This is a genomic window from Bacillus sp. RO1, assembly GCF_012524115.1.
Classification (GTDB): Bacteria; Bacillota; Bacilli; order Bacillales; family Bacillaceae_I; genus Sutcliffiella_A.
This window is the reverse complement of the sequence record NZ_JAAZWB010000081.1, coordinates 180,459-204,478: the sequence shown is the minus strand read 5'-3', so window position 1 is coordinate 204,478 and position 24,020 is coordinate 180,459. Positions and strand designations below refer to the sequence as shown.

The following is a 24,020-nucleotide window of genomic DNA, read 5'->3' as shown; positions in this document are numbered from 1 at the left end:
TCATTGCTCTACCAGTCTAAAACTCTTATGTTTTTTCGGCCCCCCTTAAAAATAGCTTATTTTGTTTTTTATTAAGAAAATAACACACAAAAATAAAGGTATTTTGTTCTTTATAAAGAATATTATGTTAGATATAAAGAAAGGGAGGGATTTATTTTGCCCATTTTAGTTACAGGTGGAGCAGGCTATATCGGGAGTCACGTATGTGTGGAACTACTTAATGCTGGACATGAGATAATTGTTGTAGACAATTTAGCAAACAGTAGAAAGGAAACATTAGACCGGGTACGTGAACTTACTGGAAAACATTTTTCATTTTATATGGTAGATATACTCAATATGAGAGATATGGAACGAGTATTTAACTCTCATAATATAGAAGCTATTATACATCTTGCAGGACTTAAAGCTGTCGGGGAATCCGTCCAACCCCCTCTCCTTTACTATCAAAATAATGTAGCAGGTACAATCAATCTCTGTAAACTCATGGAATATTATGGTGTGAATAATTTAGTTTTTAGTTCATCTGCAACTGTCTATGGGATGCCAGAACAACTCCCCCTTACGGAACTCTCTCCATTAAATGCAACAAACCCTTACGGACGTACAAAATTAATAATAGAAGAGATGTTAAGGGACTTTAGTTATTCCAACAAAAATTTAAGCATCTCACTTTTAAGGTATTTTAATCCGATTGGTGCGCATGAAAGTGGTCGCATCGGAGAAGATCCACAAGGTATTCCGAATAACCTCCTTCCTTATATTTCTCAGGTGGCTATTGGAAAGCTTCCAGAATTACATGTTTTTGGAGGGGATTATAACACCAGTGATGGTACAGGTGTACGTGATTATATTCATGTGGTTGATTTAGCATTGGGGCATGTCAAAGCATTAGAGTATGGGTCAGTTTCAAGTGGTTTAGAAGCATTTAACCTTGGGACTGGTAATGGATATAGTGTCCTTGAGATTGTTCGCGTCTTTGAGAAGGTCTCAGGCAAACCTATTCCCTATAGGATCATAGCAAGGAGGGATGGGGATGTAGCGGTTTGTTATGCAGACGCATCTAAAGCTAGGAAGGTTCTCGGGTGGCAAGCTGAAAGGAATTTAGAAGAAATGTGCTTAGATGCATGGAAATGGCAAATCAATAATGGTGTAGCAGTGGAATCTTTGACAGGGCAAATAACGAAGATATGAGATAACCGGAGCGGATATTTTTGCTCCGTTCTTTTTTGTGTGGAAACTACAATTTTTTACAAAAAATCACAATTTTCTTTTAAAAGTACTAGGTATTTTTTACCACTTTATATATAATAGGATTTGTAAGCGCTTTATTTTAATTGTATGGGAGGGAGTTAGAAACCGATGGGGAAAGAGCTTCAAGTGATTTATCAATATCAGATTGGTCTTTCGACAATGGCATTGCAGGCACATAGGCATCCTCAATATCAAACCTACATTAAGGATATCGAGGGGGACTATATGACTGATGACACCGCAAGGGATATTTTACATACCGGCTGTTTAGATGACAGTAGTACTTATGATGGACGTCGGATTGCAACCATTCATTTTACCAATTATATTCAAAAGACGCCTATTCTAATTGACCAGGCTGAAGGGATTATTGCCATTCCAACACATTCTCCTGATCAGGAAGCATGTTGCTGGCTATTTCTTCACCATTTGTCACATGTTGAAGCCATTTCCTCCACGAGATGTGTGGTGGTGTTTAACAATCATGATCGTTTAATTCTCAATGTATCTGCCATCACAATTTATGAACAGGTAAAAAAAGCCTCTGTCGTATTAACTCGTTTCTGTTCAAACAAACAGTTCAATTTTTCGTTAAACCCTAAAGTAAAGCGCTCATCAAAAACTCGTAAGTTAAAAGACTAAGATTTCATCATGAATTAGTAAGATCTTGCTGCAACCTAATCGTGGAGTAAGGTTACACCAATCTGTTGCTAATATACAGGAGAGCCGGATGCTCAATCTGCATTCCTTCCTCATGGAGATGCAGTGAATATCCGGCGTATTATCCCCCTTTCGCTTCACCCACTATTCCTCCTTTTACAATTATCCATATTTTTCTACAAAATTACATAAAAAAGTAATTCTCTAAAACGAACTTTGGTAGTATAATCTTTCTGTTGGGTAAATTTCTATATTTTTGAAATGGGGGATTGTTTTAGTTGAAAAGGAGTTTTTGGCTAAATGTAATGGTTGTATTTACCTTACTACTTTCATTAGTAAGTCCTGCTGCACATGCCTATTCGGAAGAAACCGAAGATGGAACGTCAAAGGTATTATTAAGGGAAGCAGTGCCATCGGAGGATGGAAATGTTTTAGTTTGGGAGACTACTAGCGAGGATCCTTTATCAGGCAGTGACGAACAAAGCTTTATAGTAGTGAAAAATGGTGATGCAGTTGAAGTGGCCCCTGAAGAACTAGTGGACCAGGCTACAGAATTCACTAAAGTCTATACATATACAGACAAGGTAGATAACCCAACAGCTATCGAGTATGGTGTCGTATGGAACTTGAATGGCCAAGCTTTAGAAAGCAATAAAGTGGTAGTGGATTTGGTAGAAAGTGCAGAAGAAACTGTTTCAACAGATAATACGGAAGAAACAGTTACAGAAGAAAGTAATACGGAGACCGTTGAAAACGAGACTGTCTCAAGTGAGGATGAATCCGTCCCTTCCGTAGATTCTACTCCATCCACTGAGGAAGAGGAAAACTCTGAATCTACTATAGAAGAGGTAGACGGAGCAGAAGTGAACTTTGTTCCTACAGAAAAAGAGAACCTCTTAATGAACAGCATAATAGGGGAAAAAGAGGAATCCTTCCTATATCTCGAAAAAATGTTCGTCAATGAACATTCTTTTGCCGTCATGTGGTTTGGATACATTGACAGGAGCATTGGAAGAATTGCCAAATATGAGCTCTATCTTAATGATACTCTCATCACTTCAGGCGGTCCTAGACTATCGGATTACGAATTTACAAATTTAACACCTGACACTCTGTACAAAGTTAAGGTGAAGGCATTAGATAAAAACAATAATTTGTTATTAGAAGAAACGTTGGAAATAAACACACTTCCTGCCCCATCAGGTGACGTGGTGAAATTTGAGGATGCAAACCTTAAACTTGCCATTCAAACACAGATGAACCTAGACAGGGAAATCCGCGAAAGCGATATGCAACACTTGACCATGCTTGATGCAAGTTCCCTTGGTATTACAAGTCTAAAAGGCTTGGAGAAAGCAGTCAATTTGGAAATTTTATTCCTTTACGACAATAGCATTCAAGATCTATCTCCTCTTGCAGGATTGACAAAGCTTTTCATGTTGGACATCGAAGAGAATAACGTTACGGATATTAATCCATTAAGCAATTTAACCAATCTTTATATTCTCGGACTAGGGAACAACCCTATTACGAAAATTGATGCGTTGGTTGGTTTAACAAATCTTGAAGGTCTACTTTTACACAATACAAAGATCTCAGACATTTCAGGATTGGCAAATTTAATTCATCTAACATTTATCACCTTAGCAGATACTAACGTTGACTTCTCTCCTGAATCATCAGCTTGGGATGTACTAAATGTATGGGCTGAAGCTGGTGTATATGTGGATGTTTTAGAAGAAGGATACTTTGAGCCTTTAGAGTTGGAATTCTACAGCACAACCGAACAAAGCATCTCTCTTGGTTGGTGGTACTACACAGAAAACGAAGAAGATTATGAGAAAGAATATCTTTATAAAGTGTACGTAAATGGTGAATTCTACGCAGAAACTTATATGAATGAAATGACCATTTTGGGGCTTGAACCGTTAAAAGATTACATCATAAAAGTAGAAATGTATGATGAGGATGGCACTACTCTACTTCATGAGAATTCTGATATGGCACAGACCCTGGCACTACCAACGGGTGATATTGTTAAAATTCCTGATAGTGCCTTAAACGAAGCCATCCGTTATCAACTTGGCCTCCAAGAACTTAATCGTGACATTTATCAGTCTGATATGGAACGACTTGAATACTTATATGCTTCTTGGATGGGTATTAAAAAGCTGAATGGAATCGAACATGCAGTGAACTTGCTTGATTTGGATGTTAGTGCTAATGAAATTAAAGACCTTTCTCCTTTAAAAGGAATGGAATCTTTATATGCACTAACATTATCGGACAATCTTATAACAGATATCAGCGCTTTAAAAGATTTATATATTAGTTATTTGGACCTTTCTTACAACCCTATTTCTAATATTTCCGGCTTAAGCGGGTTGCAAGATCTAGAAATATTGTACCTGCATTACACAAACATCACAGATATCAGCGTTCTTTTGGAACTTGAATACCTGTGGGAAGTAACACTTTTCGGTATTGAAGGGTTAACATTTGAGGAAGGCTCTCCTGAACTCGCGATTGTGGAGCAACTTAGAGAGCTTGGTGTGAACGTTTATCTGACTGAGGAAGAATTCTACGGCACATCTGCGCTTACCATTGACGTAGTAGATGTTACTGACAGTACAATTGAAATCGAATGGACTTACGAGTGGGCAGACGAAGTCGATCATTATCAAGTGCTTTTAGATGGAGAGATTGTTGATATCACGAATGATACCTCTTTCCTTTTCACTGATTTGATGTCAGACACTTTATATACCATTGCAGTTATCCCGGTGGATGTTGATGGGTGGGAAATGGATTACAATGAAGTTGAGGTATCCACACTACCATCTGAAGAAGAGCCGGTGGATGAGAATGAGGAAGAAGAGAACACACCACCAGTAGTGGTAAAGCCGGTAGAAGGTAAAGACCCTACGGTTAAACAACCAACTTCCGACACGAAAAAAGGCAATAAGCTTCCTGTAACAGCAACGAACACATTAAACTTTATCTTAATTGGATTAGTTATGTTGGTTGTTGGTGCTGCTGGGGTTTGGATTGCAAGACGTCGAGTGGTAGCTTAAGTAATATTTATCAAAAAGCCGGACAGAGGATTTGATCCTTTTGCCCGGTTTTTTTGATTTTTATTTAGAAGACCCAATACCCATTACCTTTCTACTCCTCGAAATTGGTTAACTGAGCCAGTATGTCGCCCTTCCAAAGCCCCGGATCCCAATAACACACCTACCACAATCAGCACAAGACCGATCATGTGAAAATAGGTTACTTTTTCACCGAGCAAAAAGACAGATCCGATGAGGGCAAAAAATGGAGTGAAGTTTAGAAAAATGGATGCTTCTGCCGGACCAATTTTTCCAATGATAAAGTTATAAGACATATGACCAAGTGCGGTTGCAATAATGGCAGATATAAAGAATGCCAGCCATATCTTACCCGGTAAAAGCGTAAACTCCCTTACCGCTCCCGGTTCTGTCAGCGCCCCTATAATTAGTAAAATCCCTGCGCCTATGACCAGCATGTATCCCGTCAACAGACGAGGATCCAATGTTTTTGCAAGTTTACTTATAAGGATGAAGCTGAAGGCTTGGGTTAATATGGACAGGAAAACATAGACATCTCCTATGTTAACTTCAGATATGCCATTGCTTCCAACTAAGATGGTAATGGTAACACCAGCTCCGCCAAGGATGAAACCGGTCCATCTTAGGATATTTGTCTTCTTTTTAATGAGGACAGTCGCAATCAGGGCCGTTAAGATTGGGCCCGCTCCCAAAATGATCCCTGCATTAGTCCCTGTAGTCCCTTTCAGTCCAAGGGATAAAAAATAATGATGGCAGACCACATTTAGAAAAGTAGCCAGTAAGATATAGTTGGCTTCTCTTTTTGTTGGTAGCCTTACAAGCTTGAAAATCGCTAGAATCATAAAAACGGTAATTCCTGCTGTCATGACACGGAAAGCCGTCATGGTAATCGGACTCAAGTTCTCCACAAGTATTTTCACTAGAGGAACGTTCATGCCCCAGAAAATCATGATGAGGAAAAGCGCTAAATAGTATTTGGTGTTTTGCATGGTGGGGCTAACTCCCTTTATGTTTTCCCATATCGTACCATAACAGGATGTCAGGAATGAAGACATTTCTGCAATCAAAAAAGAGTGTGAACCTAACGCTTTCACGCCAGCCCACACTCTTTCTAAATTACTTACTAAATTTCATCCTTCTTCTCCCCAGATACAATACGCCACCAAACACTACCATCACCGTTCCAAGCATGATGAAATTGAATGAAGATGTTGCTGTGACAGGAAGCTTATTGCCTTTGCCAGGGCTCTCTCCACCTTTTCCAGGAGGTGTTTTCCCATTGTCTTTGCCAGGGTTTTCCCCGCCTTTTCCAGGAGGGGTACCAGGGTTGCCACCATCACCATTTCCGTTGCCAGGAGGCGTGTTACCATCCCCGTCACCCGGTGTGCCATCGCCAGGATTTCCGTCCCCGTCACCAGGGTCTGTTCCTTCCTGCTCCCCAACTCTCACCACAACCGTCGTCAATGGTTCAAGTGTGATGCCTTCTGCAGTCAGTTCAAAACCGCTTTGCTCAGAAACCTCAGCCACTCCTGCTTCATCCGCATCCACTACAACCACACCAGCCGTCAAATCCTGCCCCAACGTCAGTGTTCTACTAGAAGTATCCGCATTAATGAATGTGTAATACTCCACACCAGCCGTGGAAACACTCTTGAACGCAACAACTAGATCTTGTTCCTTAATTTCAGGTGCATCAATCATCGTTACATTCGAATCCACCAGCGCACGGTCGCCTAAACGGAATGCATCGGAAGAACGACGTAACTCTATTAAACCTGTTGTGTATTCACGAGTTACGTTATTTACTGGATATTTCTCAGCATCTGTTGCCTTTTCCCAATCAATTCGGTTGATGATATCTGATGAATCATAGGAATCGTGGATAAAGTACGGATAGGTAAACGGGTTACCTTCAGAATCTGTCATATAAGTAGACTTATATGGTGCCTCCGCTGCCTCCGCTCTCCACTGCTTCGTGCGACCAAACTCCTGGCCAGCATGTAAGAATGCTGTCCCTTGAGACGTCAATACCATCGCATTTCCTATACGAATACGTTTATGAATCTCTAAACTGTTTTCCGGAATTTCCGGGTCTTTTTTGATAGATTGCGCAATAACATCATGTAATGTTAAGTTGTCATGTGCGGCAATGTATTGAACCACATCACCTGGGTCATCTGCTTCAAAGTTATACGGCTGTCCTTTAATGTTGTCGAAAATTTGCTGTACGTTTCGCGCGCCGCCTGTGATGAATCGAGGCTGACCCTCGCTTCCAAAGCCAGATTTCAATTCGTTACGGAATTCATCAGAGAAGCTTCCGACTGCTTCTGTATCTTTCATCCATTGCTGGTCCGCAGCTTGAACCGGCTCGCCTTCGTCACCAGCGAATGTTACCCAGCCTTCACCGATCATCACGATATTCGGGTTCAATTTTTTCGCTTCATCATAAGCCATTTGGATACTTTCTGCATCATGGTCTCCCATCATATCAAAGCGGAATCCGTCCACTTTGTACTCGTCCACCCAATGCTTGATGGAATCTACCAGTACACGACGGGACATTTCATGTGTCGTACCAAGACGTCCGCCACCAAAGCTTGTTCTAGGCGTTCCGTCTGCATCCATGAAGTGGTAGTAATTAGGTACCAGATCCTCAAAAATGTGAACCTGTGCCGTATGGTTGAACACCACATCGAGTACCACACCCATGTCGCGCTTATGAATCTCTTTAATTAGATTCTTAAATTCTTTAATTCTCAGTTCCGGATCCTCTGGGTTCTCCGAATACATACCGGATAGGGAGAAATAACCGTGAGGGTCGTAACCCCAGTTGTAGTTCGTATCAGTGGAAGCATACTCAAGCATACGTTCACCAGATTCGAATTCATTACTAAAATAGTAACTCATTACAGGAAGCAACTGAATGTGTGTCACACCAAGTTCCTCAATATAATCCAATTTTTCTACGAAAGAAGCAAATGTACCAAATTGTGCTTTCAGGTCTTCCGCAATGTTCGGGTCAGATGTGAAGTCACGTACATGCACCTCGTAAATGATGGTGTCTTCTCTCTTTTCAAAACCAGGAATGTCGGCATAATCAAGCTCAGGTCCGATAGAAGTAACATCAACTATCGCCGCTTTTCCTACTTTATCCCCTGCTTCATTGTTCCATGCTGCCATGGATTTTGCATAAGGGTCCAATGCAAGATTCGTTACATCACCATGTGTAATTTCATAATGGTAATAGTAACCTTTTAAACTATCAAGGCCTGTATTATCTTCTGCTAGTTTTACAGACCAAACACCGCGGTCCCCTTTGACCATTTGAATGGTATCGACAACCTCATTTTGGTCATCCTTGTCATAAAGCACCACAGACACATTGTCCGCTTTTGGCGACCACACTTTTAACGTAGCCGTTCCGTCTTCATGCAATTCCGCTCCTAGCTTGCCTTCATAAGCATACATTTCGTCAATTAGCTTCCAGCCTGATTTTGCAGAAACCGTCACATCACCATAAGTAACATTGAATGGAAGCTTCTCTAAGTCAAACTCACCGTGAACATGGACTGTCTTTTCGCCTTCAATTGTTATATCTGTGAAGGATACATCCTTTCCATCTACATCGACAATCTTCAACTGCTCTTTCAAATCTGTTATGTCTAATCCATCTGTTTTTGTAAAAGTTAGGGTAATCAGTTTATCGGATAATACTTCTCCAGACACAAGCGCCAATGGCACTGTTCCATAAGGATTCGTGTAGGCCTTATCTTCGCCCTCTTTTACAAAAAGTTGGTTGTATTGTTTCAGCATATCAAAATTAATATCTCCCGTTTGTGCCCCCGATTGCTTGTTTACAAAGAGGAAGCCGATTTCATTTGCATCTTCTTTTAGTTTGATGTCGTAGTAAGCACCGTATTTGCCAATGCCTGCAGCATCTGTGGCACCGTTCGGCCAGCCGTCAGACGGCGACTCTACATCCTTCCAATTCCATAATCCCCAACCGTCATAGTCGGCGTTTGTTCTTTCGTAATGAATGCGGACCGTATTTGCAGGCAACTCCACCGGCTCAAATAAAAATACTTCGTCAGAGCCTTGTTTGATCCATACCTCATTTAGGTCTGGACTAAAAAGTTCAACGCCCTTATCTCCGCCATCCTTATCTCCATTCGTGGTATTAAGGACAAGGAAACCGACATTTTGAGCTCCTTCTGCAAGCTCTACATCAATATACGCACCATATTCTGTCACATTTTCAGCTTCAAAAGGAGTACCGCCTGATGGCCAGTTTTGAGATGGTGCTGCCACGTCTCCCCATAGCCATAGGCCAAGGTTTTCGTAGCTATTGTCTGTGCGTTGATAGTGAATGCGAAGCGTGTTTTCGCCGATTTCACCTGGTTCTGTTGGTTCTTCTTCCACTGGTGGAGCTCCGCCAACCACTTCAAGCAATACCGTTCCGCCGTCTTCCATCGCTGGAATCGTGAAACTCACTTGCCCTTCTTCATTTGCTTGATACTCTTGACCGGAATAGTGGTCCGTTACCACTGCTTCGGAGGAACCGAAGTTCAGGGTTACTTCTTTTGCAGTAGTGGCAGTATTTAAACCTACATAAACTGCATTTTCCCCATAAGTACGTGAGAAGATAAGGTATTTGTCACTGTCAGATCCCGCTACCTTCTTGCGGTCTCCTTTGGCAAACGTGTTTGGATTTTCATTACGGAAGTCCAGTACCTTTTGATAGTGCTCTAAAACATCATTTCCTTCTACGTCATCCCAAGGCATGTTTTGGCGGTTGGTATAATACGGATAATCGTTCTTACCAGGTAAGCCCAACTCTTCTCCGTAATAAATAACCGGCTGCCCTTTTGAGGTCAACTGAAGGGATGCTGCCACTTGATACTTCCCTAGGTCTCCTCCAACCATCTCATAGAAACGGTCCTCATCATGGCTTCCTAAAAATTGACCTAATGTTGCTGTATTGTTCAATTTGCTGTTACGCGCCTCAAGCTTTTGCTGAACCGCATCTAGCTGCCCGTTTGCAAAGTCACGAGCATAGTTTTTAAAATCAAAATCCAGTAAAGAGTCCATCATTCCGCTGTTCAGGTAGCCTTGGTCATCATTGATATTTGCTCCCCATGCTTCCCCAATCAGCTTGTGCTCTGGCATCTCTTTCGTTAGAGCATTTTTGAATGCCATCCAAGTAGTGTCTTCCACATGTTTAACCGTGTCGACACGGAAATAATCGATAGTGTTTCCTTTAGCCGTTCTGGACTTTTCGATCCAGTCTGTCTGCCATTTTACAACCTGCTCGCGTACTTCCTTATTTTCGGTAAGGAAATCCGGAAGGCCTGCAAGCTCGCCGCGAACTGTGTCTGACCCGCCATTACGAAGCATCCCGTCGAAACGTGCACGGTCCTCATTTGTAGGGAAGTTCGCCACACTGCTACTGTCGCCTGGTTTCAATCCATATCCTGTGTGATTCAGCACTACATCCACCATAATCTTAATACCGCGTTCATGTGCCGCATCAATTAAGGCATGGAAGTCCGCCATCGAGCCGAAATGCGGGTTCAATTCCCCGAAGTTATCTGCCCAATAGCCGTGGTATGCATAATATGGAGTATCCGGTCCGTCGTTGTGTCGAACATCATATTTGATATTATCAACAACCGGGCTGATCCAGATTGTATTGATTCCAAGCTCGTCCAAGTAATCAAGCTTTTGCGTAATTCCTTTAAAATCCCCGCCCTGGTATGTACCAGACTTGCTTGTGTCATAACCAATTCCATGCGGATCATTGTTAGATGTATCCCCGTCAAAGAATCGATCTGTTAGCATAAAATAAACAACTGCTTCATCCCAGTCAAAATCCGCCTCTTCGCCAGTAATTGTTCGAGCCTTCACTTCCAACTGAACAGTTCCCTCGTGGCGATTACCGAATTCATCAATCGCTGTGACCGGCAAGGTTTTCACACCCGCTGTCACACTTTGCTTGACCGCGACAGTCACTTCATTCAGTGCAGGATCAATCGTTACTTTCTCTTTGCCACCGATTTCTGATAGATTAATAGACATCTCACGGATTTTGGTTTCAGTTTCAGATTCGATGTCCACTGTCACGACGGCGTTCTGGTTATAATCAACCATAGCCGGGGTAACAGAACCGGTCACTTTTAAGTCTGACGCCAAGTACTCGACAACGGATTTGCCATCCACTGTGTTATATGGATCAGTAATTTCTTTTGTTTCTCCATTCACTGTTACAAAATAAGTATATTCATGCTCGCCTGTAGGGAGGTCGTTCACCGTATAAGTAAAACGCTCATTTTCCGGCTCTGCATTCATTACATATTTTTCACCAAGTATGGAAAGCTCCACTTTTTCGATCTTGTCCATTTCACCTGTTGCGTATAAGTCTTTATCACGGAAAAAGAAGTCTGCGCTTCCGTCCGCGACAACAGGTGCACTGCCGTCAGGAATTTGCATAAATTGTTCCTGCTGACTTGTAACGTGTACTTTGGTGATGTCGTCGATTTTATTGACCGTTATCGACCGATCTTTTTCAGTGTCCTTCTCTTCCCAGTTGCCCTTACGAACAATGAAGCCAACTTTATCTGCATTTTCACTTACTGCAATGTTAGCATAGGCAATGCCTTCCTTTACTTCTGTAAAGTCTATCTGGTCGTCCTTCACACCAGTTCCCCAGACCCACAGATTCCAGCCCGCATAATTTCCATCTGGCCGCTCGTAGCTAAGTTCTATCCTCTTATTTCCCGTCTCGGCCACCGCTCTTGTTGGTAGATAGCCCGCAAACATGGAAACAACCAGAAGAACAGAAAGTAGTACAGCCATACCCCTTTGAAACCTTCTTTTCATATCCCTGCCCCTTTCGTTATCTTGATCTCAACATCATTGATCGTGATGACTGACTTGCTAATTTGTGGAAGCGTTTGCACTTGTAGATAGGGTTCACCGAATTGCGGAACCGTTTGCACATAATTGCACAAAAAGCAGCCCCACAACTATAAACCTACAAATTTATGCAAACGCTACCAATAATCTACTTATAACATACTATGAATTCTGAAAGTTTTCAATTGGTTTTTTGGGTTTTAGGGACAGGCACGGTGATCCATGCGAGTTGATGTGCCTGTCCCCCCAGCTCACCTTCGACAAAATATGCCTAAATACTTCTAAAGTCCTATGTCATTACACCGCCTAAAAGACTACAATAGGAATGTACTTTTCATAAATCATGGAAAAAGGCAAAACTAGTGAAAGCTAGTGACGCAAAACTATAGGGACTTCAGTCTGTATTTTAAAGCAGGCCAGTTAGCCAGTTACCCGCACTAACCTCCGTTGATTTATGAGTGAAAAGGAGGTCCTTCTATGAAGACGGTAAGAAATTTACAGTACTTCTGGCACAATATGAGGTCCCACTATTACACTGTCATTGCTGGAGATTGTCTCGACAAGGTCATGAAGCAGCAGCTGGTGGAAAAAGCGGAATCCCATAGGCTAGAAGCAATTCAATGCAGAACGAAAATTCAAGATTTATCTTATTAAATCTTGATACACAGCTAAGAAAAACAGACAGACAAAAAGAAAAGGCCTCGGGTTACGAGGCCTTTTTGTTGTGAAGTGTAGTGAAGGGACAGGCACCATGACCCAAATGGGTTGAAGTGCTTTTCCCTTCTGCTCTTTAAATATGTTGTTCCGTTACTTTAGGCTTTCTAACAAATGCCATGATTCCCGCAATCAAGTATAGGACTGCTGGTATGATTCCAAAACCAATTGTCCCTATACCGATGACTAGCGCTGCTAGAATTAACATGATACCTGCAAGTACAGGTTTTTTGTTTCCTTTAAGGGCAATGATCCCAATAACCCCTAGGATTAAAGAGATGATTCCAACTGTTAGTAACGTTGGACCTGCCATAGACAATAAATCCATGAAACCACCCATATCCATGCCTTCCATAGCCGGATCTGCCGCCATTTCCTCTTCCATTACTTCTGTAAATTCAGGATCGGACATTCCCAAGTTCATCAAAACTCCAAAAAGTGCCGTCAATCCACTAATAATCACTGCAATGACTGTCATAACTATCTCTGCTGTACGTTTCATCCTTATTTCCTCCTCATTATTATGTAACCTTATATGAGTTATACGTAGATTAACTCCGTAAGGTTTCAAACTTTACCAACTAATTTTATCACGCTAGAAAGAAGGATAAAATAGTAAAATATTATATTATTTTTCCAAAATAGATATTCCTTAATCTTCACTCAGTGCGATTATTCGCTAAAAACCTCCTTGAATCGTGCAATCTAGCGCGGAAAATGTAGGAATTTTTGTTGTTTATATCAAGTAAAAAAAAGGTATTTTTAAAGTATAGAAACATAGCAGAAAAATACGAAAGAGGGGAAACCACTAATGAAAATTAAAGTGAAAAGCTGGAGAATGCTGACTGCCCAGGATAAACTGTTCATTCTTAAAGCAGTAAGCCGCCAATCCCAATCAAAAGTAAGTGCATAATGTTTATAATAAATTTTTGGTACAGGCCTCTCCCACCTTACATCCTCTTTTGGCATAGTACACTCCCATCTATCTTACCTTTATAGACTCCATCACCATTAACCCAGGGCCTGTTCTACATAAAAAATACCGGACGCCATCAATTGGCCATTCGGTATTTTTTAATTTATACAGAATGGCATTTTCAAGCTATTATCACAAAAAAGTAACCTCCCCTTCTGCACAGTCGTCTATAATGTGAAAGGGAGGAGGATTATGGAAATAATGGCAGAACATGAAATGATATATTCAAATGAAATCTTGCTAAAAAACCTGATGACAGAACATGGAACTGAATTGAAACGTATTGCTTATCTTTATGTGAGAGATTACTCACTTGCCGAGGATATTATCCAGGAAGTTTTCATCAGTTGTTACCATCATCTTAATACATTTCGGCAGGAAAGTTCTTATAAAACTTGGTTGATTCGCATTACAGTAAACAAGTCAAAAGATACGTTAAGAAAATGGAGCTTCCGAAATCTTATACCGAAGAATGATATCGAACCAACGCTGCTTGATATTGATACTCCTGAAACAAATGCAGTCAGCGTAGCGGAAAAAAAAGAGTTAATCCGCAATGTAATGAAGCTTCCCATCAAGCTTCGTGAGGTAATCATTTTATTTTATTATAAAGAATTAAGTGTCCAAGAAATGTGTGAGGTGCTCCAATTAAGTGAAAGCACCATTAAAACAAGACTTTTCAGAGCACGCGGAAAGCTTAAATCAAGCTTGGAAAGGAGTGGATTCCATGGATAAACAGCTAAAAACCTTTAAGAAGGATATGAACCAGCTGCTATTAAAAGATATAGCCTTTTCAGAAGAAGAATCTAATGATGTCTTGAAAAGAATCCATACAAAGAAGAAGAAACCAAAATTAAGATACTACGCTTCTCTTGTTGCAGTTATTGTGATTATCAGTATCCTATCCCTTTCACAGCTTGATTTCATATCAAAAAATAAACCTAGCATGTCGGATGAACAACCCGTTATAACGGAAATTGATGAATCAGAAGATAATGAATTGAAAATACCGGATGAAAAGCTTGAGGATTCCGAAATGGACAATTCCGAGACGATAGATGAGAACCTTGTGGAACCGGAGGAAGAAGACCCTCCTATTGAACAAGAACCCGTCCCTCCAAATGAAGAAGAAGAAACCAAGGATGAGTCTGCAACAAAAAATCCTTTATTTTATATTGCCGAAAATGGAGACTTCAAGCTGAAGGTATCAAGCGATAACGCAAAGGGTATAGGTATTGGCGACAGTATGGAAGAGGTCATTGCTGCACTTGGTGAGCCGGATAAGCGTTACATTCCTGAGGATGATCGTAGGGAAGTATTTAATTATTCGAGTCCGGAGCTTGAAGAGATGTATATCATATTTACTCTTGATGAAAATCCCGTAGTGGCATTTGTAAACACAAAATATAAAGTACTACCAGTATTCGAAGATTCATTTAATGATTCTGCCTTTGGAGTCATCCTAGATTTAAGAGGTAATATAAATATTTATCAGGAAAACCAGATATTCTTTTATGAAAAAAAAGAATATAGTAGCAGTGAACACCCTTATTATAATTTAAAATTAAATACAACAAGTGAAGGAACAGGCGGAACTGAAGAACTTGCAAGAAAACATTTTGAAGTTAAAGATATGACCCTCGAAGAATTCCTGGAATTCTTAAAGACGGAATAGTTCATAGCAAAAGCTGGCAATGGAAAATCCTTCTGCCAGCTTTACTATATTAATTAGTTCTTGCATGAAGAAGCAAATCATCAATGACCTTTTCCGCCAATATTAATGCTGATACCAAAAATGTTGATATGGAAATTTTTTGCGCATTTTTTGCAATCGTGCTTATCTTTGTGTTTTGGTTTGCAGTGTGTATGGTGATCTTTTTTCGAGCTAAGATAGTAGTAGCATTTCATATGTTGTTGCACCTCCTTTTAAAGATAGGCGACGGATTGTCAGGTGTAATAGGGACCCGTCGCACTACTTTCTCTATTATTCTATGTATGTTAGATGAGGTTGCATGGACTTATGTCCTGATGGGGTGTTGATTTTAATAGAGAATGCTAGATTGTTCGCTGATAGATGGAGTATAAATTCACTCATATTTTTTTAAGAAACACCATATATGTAGTCGTGAAACTTTTTCTACTTGGAGGCTCATATGTGGTTAATACTATTGGGGTTAATATATATATTTTTTGTTATTAAGGGGAATTTGTGGGCGATTATTGTGGTCATTTTGTGCACCGCAGTAATACTGCCTGGTTTAAATCGGAGAGCGCAAACTTCAGTAAAACCTGAGGACCATCTTCAACATATACCTGAAGAATATAAACAAGGGGATATATTGGGCATTTACACAAATCCCCTTGCGCTTCATCAACAAAAAAAAGAACGCGAAAAATTGGAAATGGAGGGTAGAAAGAGAATTTAACAATAGTGGTTTTAACTAGACCCCTACCATCACTACAATTTTCCCATCTCCTATCTGATAGCTCTTAATTTTGCCAACTGGAATTTTCCTGACAAGCTCCCAGCCGTTAAAATCAATCCTGATATGACCACTCTTGTAGGCGAGGTGCGGCGGTTTGTCAAAAATGCGTTTATTAAGAATACTAAGATTCAACGGTTTAAGTTTCGCAATCTTAAAAATTAACTCTCTTCCTTCCATCTGAACAGGCTCGAGGGTGATGGAGAAGGAGATGTCCTTCTTGGTCACCTTAAGATCTGCTTCCGCTCTACCAGTGACAAGAATCTCACCTTCTGTAATTTCCACTGCAACCTCCTGCAGCCTTTCGTTTCTTTGAAGCACCTCTTGCAGCATGTAAGCAGTAATAGGCACCGGGATGCCTTTGCTGTCTTTGATACGGTTCATTCCACTTTTAAATTTATTGAAAAAATCCATGGGTTTTTCACCTACTTTTATGGAATTGACATTGCCTAAGATGGTGCTTTATCCGTCATCTTTAAGTATTAAAACATCCCGTGCTCATTCGGTGATTCTTCTGGAATTGCCTGGCCGACATCCCATAGTTCCACAATCCTCTCTTCCTCAAAACGGAAAATATGTATAACTGCGGCTCCGATGTCCTCAGGATTCTGTTGAATATGGGAGTGGACAGCAACCGTATTTCCATCTGCAATTGCACGCTTCACTACAAACGTTTTGTTAGGACTATTAGCTGCGTTCTCTTCCATTGCTGCCATTAGTGATTCAGCGTCCCCACGAAAATAAGGATTGTGATGACGGAAATCGTGGTGAATATAGCGCTCAAATGCTTCACGGATTTTTCCTGATACGACCAATTGGAGAAATACGATGGATGTCTCTTTGTGTATATTACTATTCATTTCAACTCGCCCTTTCATGTATGTAATAATTGCTTTTACCCTAACATCTATCTCTATTAAAGCTTGAGAATAAATGCTTATGTTTAACTTCTTCTTTTGTTAGCGTAAGTCCTTTACTATTTGAAAGAAAAAATAGACTCCTTTGCCAATAAGCAAAGGAGCCTGGGTATACCAATTATCTCTTTAATGTCATTTTTCTTGGTGCGGACGTTAAGGATAGCCCAGTTTCGTCTGTACCTGTTATGGTTACATAGTAGTCTCCTTCTGGATAATCTGCGTCAGGAGTCCAACGTAGGCCGTAAATAGAATGTTCATTGTCGATGTTTGCTTCTTCCAAGGAGTTTCCTTCAGCATCTGTAATAACAAAGTGCCAGTCAAGTCGTTTATAGCCAAAGACAGTAATTCTTGCTGGTTTGTTTTCATTAATATTTGTACCCGATACTTGAAGGTAGTTGATAAATGGATCTGCGTGTTTCAATTCTTCTTTGCCGACATAACCAACCCCTACATTTCTGGCAGCATCAATGGAGGATACCATGACAATATCAGGCTCAACAGAAGAAATATATTCGTATTTACTGCCTCCAAGGTTTTTATAGGATCCATTCACCCAAATCAAGCTCCCAATATAACCTGTTTCCTCTTCTTCCACATCCCAAGTAATCTTATAAGTCTCATCCTGCTGTGCGGTCACTTTTAGGTCCTTCACTACAGGTGCGACTGTGTCGACTTTTATGGGTATTTTCGTTTCTTGTGGCTCTGCACCTTCATAGTCGAGAGTACTAGTATATACATAGTAATACTGACCATCTTGAAGGATGTTTCCTTCGTCATCTAGTGAATTCCAGAAAGGATACTCAAATGAATAATAGTAATTTCGGTAGCTCATTATATTTTTACGGAATGGATACGGACTTCCATCTTCGGTGAACTCTTCAAAATTACCAATGGTAGATACGGTGTTCCCCTTTTCATCTTGAATGCTCAGGGACATTTCCTTCAAATTCCGTAAAGCGGTAAAGGACGGGTAAGCACCCGAACTGATGGATCGTGTGGAGACCCCTATAGCTTCCGCATCAAAGGTTCCTGTAGATGCATCGTATCCTAATGGCAGTTCCAATAAATCATTCCACAGTACTGTGTAGCCAAGATAGGCATCCCCTGTTACTGGGCTTTCATCCACATTAGAGATAGCACCCCAATCACCGTAATAGCCCATAAAAGGAATGGATAAATTGGTTAACTCCTTTACAGAGCTTCCTTTTGGCACAAAACGGACATACCCTTCAACAAAACGGCCTTTACTAAGATCTTCTGGCAGGGTAATGGAGATGGTCACTTCGTCATCTCGGTGTGGCTTGTATTGAATATGACTACTTTCTTCTTGTTGCTTCCCATTAATTTTAATAGAGGTATTTTCTACTGGAATAGAGTTTAAAGTTAAATACTCTCTTTCCACTCCCTCATAGGTTCTTGTTTCCGTTTCATCTGTCAGCACATCTACATAGATTTCATACTGATGTCTAGGGTGAACGAAATTCTTGTTCAATGCTTCGACATTCAATGTAAAATCAAAAGTACGGTCTATCTCTTTCAGGGCAACAGACGCAGCTTGTTCAAGTGGCACACCTACATGCTCAAGCAAGTATGGAGTTGTTAAGGCCTGCTCGATTTTCATCATGCCTGACCCTTGTCTGCGTGGTGAATAAAGTGTGTTATCATGCTTAGGGTTCGTTAACTGCATGGAGGTGTTCATTAACGCATTCTTTGCTTTTAAGACAGTTTCCATCGTTTTAGGAAGTTCCCACTCTCCGTAGTACTTTTGAAGTAAAAGAGCTCCGCCGGCAGCAACATGCGGGCTCGACATGGAGGTTCCACTCATTGTTTCATATTGGTTATTGATCACCGTGGAGTTGATTTTCCCACCTGGAGCTGTAATTTCCGGTTTGAAGCTTAAATCGGTCGGTGAACCAAAGGACGAAAAGGAAGACATAGGCTCTGTTGCAGTATTCTGTACCCATAGTCCTTCATCAGATAATTGGACTGTCACCTTTTCCCCACTTTGTAAAAGTTCAACCAGCTTATTTCCTTTTTCCTGCTCAGTTGTGACCGCAGGAATAGAATAAGGACTAAAATACAAATAAGAATAATCCGAAACTCCTGGTGGAGGAATGACTATTGCAGCTGCCGCTCCCTTCTTATTTGCTTCTACTTGAACTGTAGTATAGAAAGCATAGGCCTTTGCCGGTTTGGAAAGTACGATTTTCCCTTCTAATGAACCCAAATTTTTGAAATCTGCCGACAATCCCTCTCCCACATAAACAACCTCATATTCCTTTGTAGCATCCAGATGATCAATCGGTTTCTTAATATTCGGCTGAATCTGGTAACCTAGTACACTACCATCATTTAAACGAAAACCATCTACCTTCATTAAGTCATTTTCAGATGAGGCCACCTGAAGGGCATATGGCGTTATACCAGGGTCTCCAACAAGTCCGATATCTGGGTTTTTTGCCAGTGGTAGCATGGAACGTTCCAACAGACTTTGCTTGGTACTGTATGCAGCATTTCCAGCTGATGCGACAACCAGTACCCCTTGCTCTGTTGCATACTGGATTGCACGTTGAACCGGATCATTCGCATCCACACTGCCTGCATCCGATCCTAAGCTTAAGTTGATAACATCTGCACCAAGCTCTACGGCATGGTAGATTCCTGCTGCGATATCATCATCATACGCATAGCCTCTCCTATCAGAGAAAACTTTTTCGGCAAGCAGCTGTACATCAGGTGCTACCCCTACCGCTTTTTTCTGAGACTCCTCAAATGCTCCAACAATACCTGCCACATGTGTACCATGAGAGTTTTTTGCTGGAATCACATCATCATCTTTGTCTGCCCAGTCATAGCCTGAAGGCACCTTGTCTGTGTACCATTTATCAGCGATTTCTGTAGCATCCAGCTTCCCCTGGATAGAATTCTGTGTAAGCTTTGCATGTGCTTTTCCATTCTCTGAAAGCTTCAGCGCCTCATGACGATAATCTATTCCGGAGTCGACGATGGCAACAACCATTCCCTCTCCCCGATAGTTATATTTTGTCCATACATTCATCGCTTCGACCAAGTCCTTGCTGTTAACAACAGTATGTTCATAGGTCTTGGCGATACGGACATCCTTTACACCGTTCATACTCTGGATGTTCTTTGCTTCACCTAAAGTGGACTCCATACTGAATCCATAAAAACCTTCTGTGTAGGTATGTCTTACTTTTCCCGAAACATTTCTAGCTTTTTCAATAGTTGATTTCACTTTTTCTAGTTGCTGCTCAGTTTGGGAGGAATCTCCCTTATCCTCTACTTCAACTATCAATCTCACTTTTTCATTTGGATCTGATGACTCTACCTTTTCTCCATATAGAGAATCGTTGCCCTCTTGTTCAAACATGTTGAAGATGTTTTGCTCTGCTGGACTTTTTTTCAGCATGTCCCATTTAGGATCTGTTTCCTTAGAGTACTCAAATCCAGCACTCGCTTGCGTTGCAAATCCACTAAGCAAAAGTACAAGAATCAATAAGACAGATAGTGCTTGTTGTTTGGTTCGTTTCATCTTCTCACCCTCTTATAGTTTATAGGCTTTCATGGTTCTAACCTTAATCTTAGAGGGATGAAATTTTTATGTAAATTGGGGTTTTTTGGGGCATCTCAACGAATATACGCAGATTTTTTAACCCATCATCCGAGAGTAATAGACTATCTTAAATAAACCAAAAGACTTGGTAGAAGATACATTCATCCTAATTTTCTTCAACATGGACCATTTCGTTACCCCAACTCTACGTTTAAATGCAAAAAAGCTTCTCATGAATCGAAGGATGAGAAGCCTTTTTGTTTATAAACTTTTAGTTCGTACAACTGCTTGTCTTAGCTGCCAACCCCTCATCAACGTAAATGTATAAATCCCAAGTGCCGCCCATATGCAAATAAACGCCACAAGATGCGCGCCAGTAAACGGCTCATGAAACAAATAAACGCCCATAATCAGCTTGATGGTTGGGGCAAAATACTGTAGTAAACCGACCATTGATAGCGGGATTTTTTTTGCACCACTTGCAAAAAGGAGCAATGGAACAGCAGTAACCACACCTGCAAGCAAAAGAAGCAACGTCACACTAAGGTTTCCACCAAAAGCTCCACTACCAGTTTTAGCATGCACATAAGTTAGAAAAAGCAGCGCAAACGGTGTAATCAGAAGTGTCTCAATTGCCAGCCCGATTAAAGCACCCACTTGAACCATCTTCTTAATTAGCCCATAAAAGGCAAAACTTAAGGCAAGCATGATGGCGACCCATGGAAAAGTACCAAAACTGAAAGTCAGCACGAGCACACCGGCCCCTGCTAGAATAATGGACACTGTCTGAAGACCAGACAGTTTTTCTTTTAACACAATGACAGCGAGTAAGATGCTTACAAGTGGATTGATATAGTAGCCGAGGCTCGCTTCAATGATACGGTCGGCATTTACCGCCCAGATATAAAGGCCCCAGTTGATGCTGATAAAAATAGAAGCAAGGCTGATCCCAATCAGCCGTTTCCGGTTGGTAATAAGAGACTTAAGCTCCAATTTAAAGGAAGGAATTTTCCGCAACACAGCTAAAATAATCAGCATAAAGACGAGAGACCAAACAATCCGATGTGCCAGTATCTCTCCGGCAGGCACATCGTCTACAAGCTTCCAAAATAAAGGGAGAATCCCCCATAAGATATATGATAAACCAGCAGAGACAATCCCTATAGCAAACTCTTTGTTTTCTGTTGTTTGGTTCATGGCTGTACCCTCTTTATTAAGAATATTTGTATTTAGTGTAGGGGGCTTCACAGTGAAAAGCAACGAAAAAGTTTCGGGAAGCGAAAAAAAACCTCCCTTAAACTCTATAATGATAGGCGATATACCCCTTGCAAAAAGCTTATAAAACATTCATATTAAAGTAAGGAGGTGCGATATGCGAAACGATATACAACCTAATGAACGGGCATATTCGACCAAGGAAGTTGCGGAAGAAGTGGGGATTGCCACCCCTACTGTACGGAAGTATGGACAGATACTAGAACGGAATGGGTACGAGTTTTTAAAGGATGGGGACAGGCGGATATTTGTTGAATCGGATGTTAAAGCACTTGTAGCGCTGCGCGATACGGACAAGCCTCTCGACAGCACAGCACGCGATATAGTAGAGCAACAAAAAGAGCGCTTAGAGAACACGACTCAAACAGACATATCGCTACCCGATACGAGCGAAACGTTACCAAGTGATCCGGAACAGATGAAGGAGTTTTTTAAATACTTAGCGACTGAACTTGCTGCAGCACGTGAAATGAACATTCAGCTAAAACAAGATATGTCACAAATTAAAACGACGGTAGCTCAGCTTCAGCAGGACCATCATTTTATTAGTTCAAGTATCGGTAATTCGGCACAAAAAACGAATAACAAGATTGATAAATTAACAGAAGAACAAAGAGAACACTACGAAACTCTTTTAGAACAAGAAAGAGAAAGAACGGAATTGCTACAGGAAGAAATTCAGAAAATGCGAGACGAGCAGAAAAAAGAGTGGGTTTCTCAGAATGATTTTAATAAGCGATTAGAAGAAGAAATGCAGAAGCGGGATAATAGTAATTGGGGTTGGTTGTTATCGTTGTTTAAGAAGTAAGCGTATCGTCTGGCGATATTACCGCTATTCAATAGATACGGAGCAATTTCCTATCTTTTTGATAAAATCACTACATATATCCGATCCGCAATAAGGAATATCTTAAATATAATATCGCCTATGATACATCCATAGTGTATTCATAGGCGTTTTTTTGACTAAAGCTGGCTCTCTGAGTCACTTTTTGATGTACTTACTTTACTTATTTCAACAATTTCCCGAGAAATATCTACAAAAATGACTGTGTGTCGACAACAATTTGTGGATTTTAGGGACAAGAACCGCGACCCACTTTTAGTGGCTTCCTCAAAAAAAGTAGACCTCAGTTATCTCATTTAACCTCAGCCTACCCGTTTCCGCTATTCTTCTTCCATCACACTCATCAATGTATTCTTAAAACTATCATACACGTATGTCCATAGAGTTTCCTCGTCTACATATCTCTCTCTTAAAGTAGCAATGACTTCCTTTTGCTTTTCTGCAAAAGTAGGATCTTCCTTAGGTGGCAGTGCCCCGCGGAATTGATCTACAATCTGTTGTACTTCAGGTGCACGTGGTCCCCATTTCCCTAAAAGTTCGCCTTGTTCGCTCAAAATTAAAATCATGGGAATTGCCCGCCCCCCATTTGTCAGATGACGGTCAATTAGACTGGTGTCTGCATCTCTCAGAGTAACCCTGAAATCTATGTCAGCAGCCTCAGCAACTTTGCGGATCACTGGGTTGATCATCATAGCGTCACCGCACCAATCTTCTGTTATGGTGAGAAAATGCAGGGAGTGCTGTCGCAGCTTTTCTACCAATCCATCTGCAGGCAATTGAAATCTTTTATAGACCGATAAGCTTTCCTCTTTTAACATACTCATTTCATCCATATATGTTTGAATGGACTTTCCTTCTTGGAAAAATTGTTCTTCGGTTTTCATGGTGGTATCCTCCTTGTTTTTAAATATGCGCCATACGTATGGTAAGTAGATATCAATATTAAGTGATATTTCTAATATTCCGGACAGAAACGACGGGCATTTTTCGCATCGGTTAGGTCCCTTTTCTAGTAATTTCTTTTTAATTACCATTATTTCAGAGAATGATTGGAAGCTCAAGAGAAATGCAAGAGGAATAATCCTTTTGGAAACACTCCATATCTGGTAGCTTTATGTAAATATATGGATTGTCATTATTGAATAAATCGCTTCATTTATCCCATACTTTCTTATTACTTGAAAAAGAAAGCCGGCAGCTTGCTAGAGAAGAGAACCCAAACAGTTTGCCTGTCCCCTCAACCACATTCTACCAATTTCGCACCAATCATAGAACTCTTTCATAGAATATATTGCTAGTAACTATATAAATAGGAG

The 24,020-nt window shown here is 40.8% G+C and carries 16 protein-coding genes and 1 riboswitch; of the genes, 7 read left to right on the top strand and 9 right to left on the bottom strand.

Going from position 1 to position 24,020, the window contains the following annotated elements; genetic code table 11:
* Window positions 1-156 precede the first annotated feature (156 nt).
* From galE to HC179_RS14355, 3 genes are all read left to right on the top strand, one after another.
* A complete protein-coding gene (gene galE / locus HC179_RS14365; protein ID WP_168864918.1) occupies window positions 157-1,194 on the top strand; it encodes a UDP-glucose 4-epimerase GalE in 1,038 nt (345 codons plus the stop codon).
* 168 nt (window positions 1,195-1,362) lie between these two features.
* Complete coding sequence (locus HC179_RS14360; protein WP_168864917.1) at window positions 1,363-1,896, top strand: competence protein ComK; 534 nt, start codon at window positions 1,363-1,365, stop codon at window positions 1,894-1,896.
* Window positions 1,897-2,192: 296 nt separating this feature from the next.
* Complete coding sequence (locus tag HC179_RS14355) at window positions 2,193-4,988, top strand: leucine-rich repeat domain-containing protein (protein WP_168864916.1); 2,796 nt, start codon at window positions 2,193-2,195, stop codon at window positions 4,986-4,988.
* A gap of 83 nt (window positions 4,989-5,071) precedes the next feature.
* Here HC179_RS14355 and HC179_RS14350 read toward each other — a convergent pair whose 3' ends face one another.
* The 3 genes from HC179_RS14350 to HC179_RS21225 form a co-directional block, all read right to left on the bottom strand.
* On the bottom strand, window positions 5,072-5,995 hold the full coding sequence (locus tag HC179_RS14350; RefSeq protein WP_168864915.1) for a DMT family transporter: 924 nt from the start codon (window positions 5,993-5,995) through the stop codon (window positions 5,072-5,074).
* Window positions 5,996-6,122: 127 nt separating this feature from the next.
* A complete protein-coding gene (locus HC179_RS14345; RefSeq protein ID WP_168864914.1) occupies window positions 6,123-11,882 on the bottom strand; it encodes a pullulanase in 5,760 nt (1,919 codons plus the stop codon).
* Complete coding sequence (locus HC179_RS21225; protein ID WP_277351327.1) at window positions 11,879-12,013, bottom strand: hypothetical protein; 135 nt, start codon at window positions 12,011-12,013, stop codon at window positions 11,879-11,881. Before HC179_RS21225 ends, HC179_RS14345 begins: the two co-directional genes overlap by 4 nt.
* 247 nt (window positions 12,014-12,260) lie before the next feature.
* A riboswitch (cyclic di-GMP riboswitch) is annotated at window positions 12,261-12,354 on the top strand.
* A 41-nt stretch (window positions 12,355-12,395) separates the two neighbouring features.
* Here HC179_RS21225 and HC179_RS14340 point away from each other — a divergent pair.
* Entirely contained in the window at window positions 12,396-12,572 is a 177-nt protein-coding gene (locus tag HC179_RS14340) for a hypothetical protein (RefSeq protein ID WP_168864913.1), read from the top strand.
* Between the two features lie 136 nt (window positions 12,573-12,708).
* Here HC179_RS14340 and HC179_RS14335 read toward each other — a convergent pair whose 3' ends face one another.
* Window positions 12,709-13,134 (bottom strand): DUF4064 domain-containing protein, encoded by a 426-nt coding sequence (locus tag HC179_RS14335; RefSeq protein WP_168864912.1) that lies wholly within the window; start codon window positions 13,132-13,134, stop codon window positions 12,709-12,711.
* A gap of 666 nt (window positions 13,135-13,800) precedes the next feature.
* Between HC179_RS14335 and HC179_RS14330 the strand changes: the two genes are divergently transcribed.
* Both HC179_RS14330 and HC179_RS14325 read left to right on the top strand, forming a co-directional pair.
* Complete coding sequence (locus HC179_RS14330; RefSeq protein WP_168864911.1) at window positions 13,801-14,343, top strand: sigma-70 family RNA polymerase sigma factor; 543 nt, start codon at window positions 13,801-13,803, stop codon at window positions 14,341-14,343.
* Window positions 14,336-15,283 carry a hypothetical protein gene (locus HC179_RS14325; RefSeq protein WP_168864910.1) on the top strand — a complete coding sequence of 316 codons (948 nt, stop codon included), beginning with the start codon at window positions 14,336-14,338 and terminating at the stop codon, window positions 15,281-15,283. The genes HC179_RS14330 and HC179_RS14325 overlap by 8 nt, the downstream gene beginning before the upstream one ends.
* Window positions 15,284-16,049: 766 nt before the next feature.
* On the opposite strand, the gene HC179_RS14320 is transcribed toward HC179_RS14325, so the two are convergent.
* The 4 genes from HC179_RS14320 to rarD form a co-directional block, all read right to left on the bottom strand.
* Window positions 16,050-16,505, bottom strand: a complete 456-nt coding sequence (locus tag HC179_RS14320) for a hypothetical protein (protein ID WP_168864909.1) — start codon at window positions 16,503-16,505, stop codon at window positions 16,050-16,052.
* 68 nt (window positions 16,506-16,573) lie between these two features.
* The gene (locus tag HC179_RS14315; RefSeq protein ID WP_168864908.1) at window positions 16,574-16,951 is read right to left on the bottom strand and encodes a nuclear transport factor 2 family protein; all 378 of its coding nucleotides are present in this window, start codon (window positions 16,949-16,951) and stop codon (window positions 16,574-16,576) included.
* Between the two features lie 175 nt (window positions 16,952-17,126).
* Window positions 17,127-20,561, bottom strand: a complete 3,435-nt coding sequence (locus HC179_RS14310) for a S8 family serine peptidase (protein WP_168864907.1) — start codon at window positions 20,559-20,561, stop codon at window positions 17,127-17,129.
* 282 nt (window positions 20,562-20,843) lie between these two features.
* On the bottom strand, window positions 20,844-21,779 hold the full coding sequence (rarD, locus tag HC179_RS14305; protein ID WP_168864906.1) for an EamA family transporter RarD: 936 nt from the start codon (window positions 21,777-21,779) through the stop codon (window positions 20,844-20,846).
* A gap of 175 nt (window positions 21,780-21,954) precedes the next feature.
* Here rarD and HC179_RS14300 point away from each other — a divergent pair, with 175 nt between their 5' ends.
* Window positions 21,955-22,665 (top strand): MerR family transcriptional regulator, encoded by a 711-nt coding sequence (locus HC179_RS14300; protein ID WP_168864905.1) that lies wholly within the window; start codon window positions 21,955-21,957, stop codon window positions 22,663-22,665.
* A gap of 359 nt (window positions 22,666-23,024) precedes the next feature.
* Here the strand turns inward: HC179_RS14300 and HC179_RS14295 are convergent, their stop codons facing one another.
* Window positions 23,025-23,588, bottom strand: a complete 564-nt coding sequence (locus HC179_RS14295) for a thioredoxin family protein (protein ID WP_168864904.1) — start codon at window positions 23,586-23,588, stop codon at window positions 23,025-23,027.
* Window positions 23,589-24,020 lie beyond the last annotated feature (432 nt).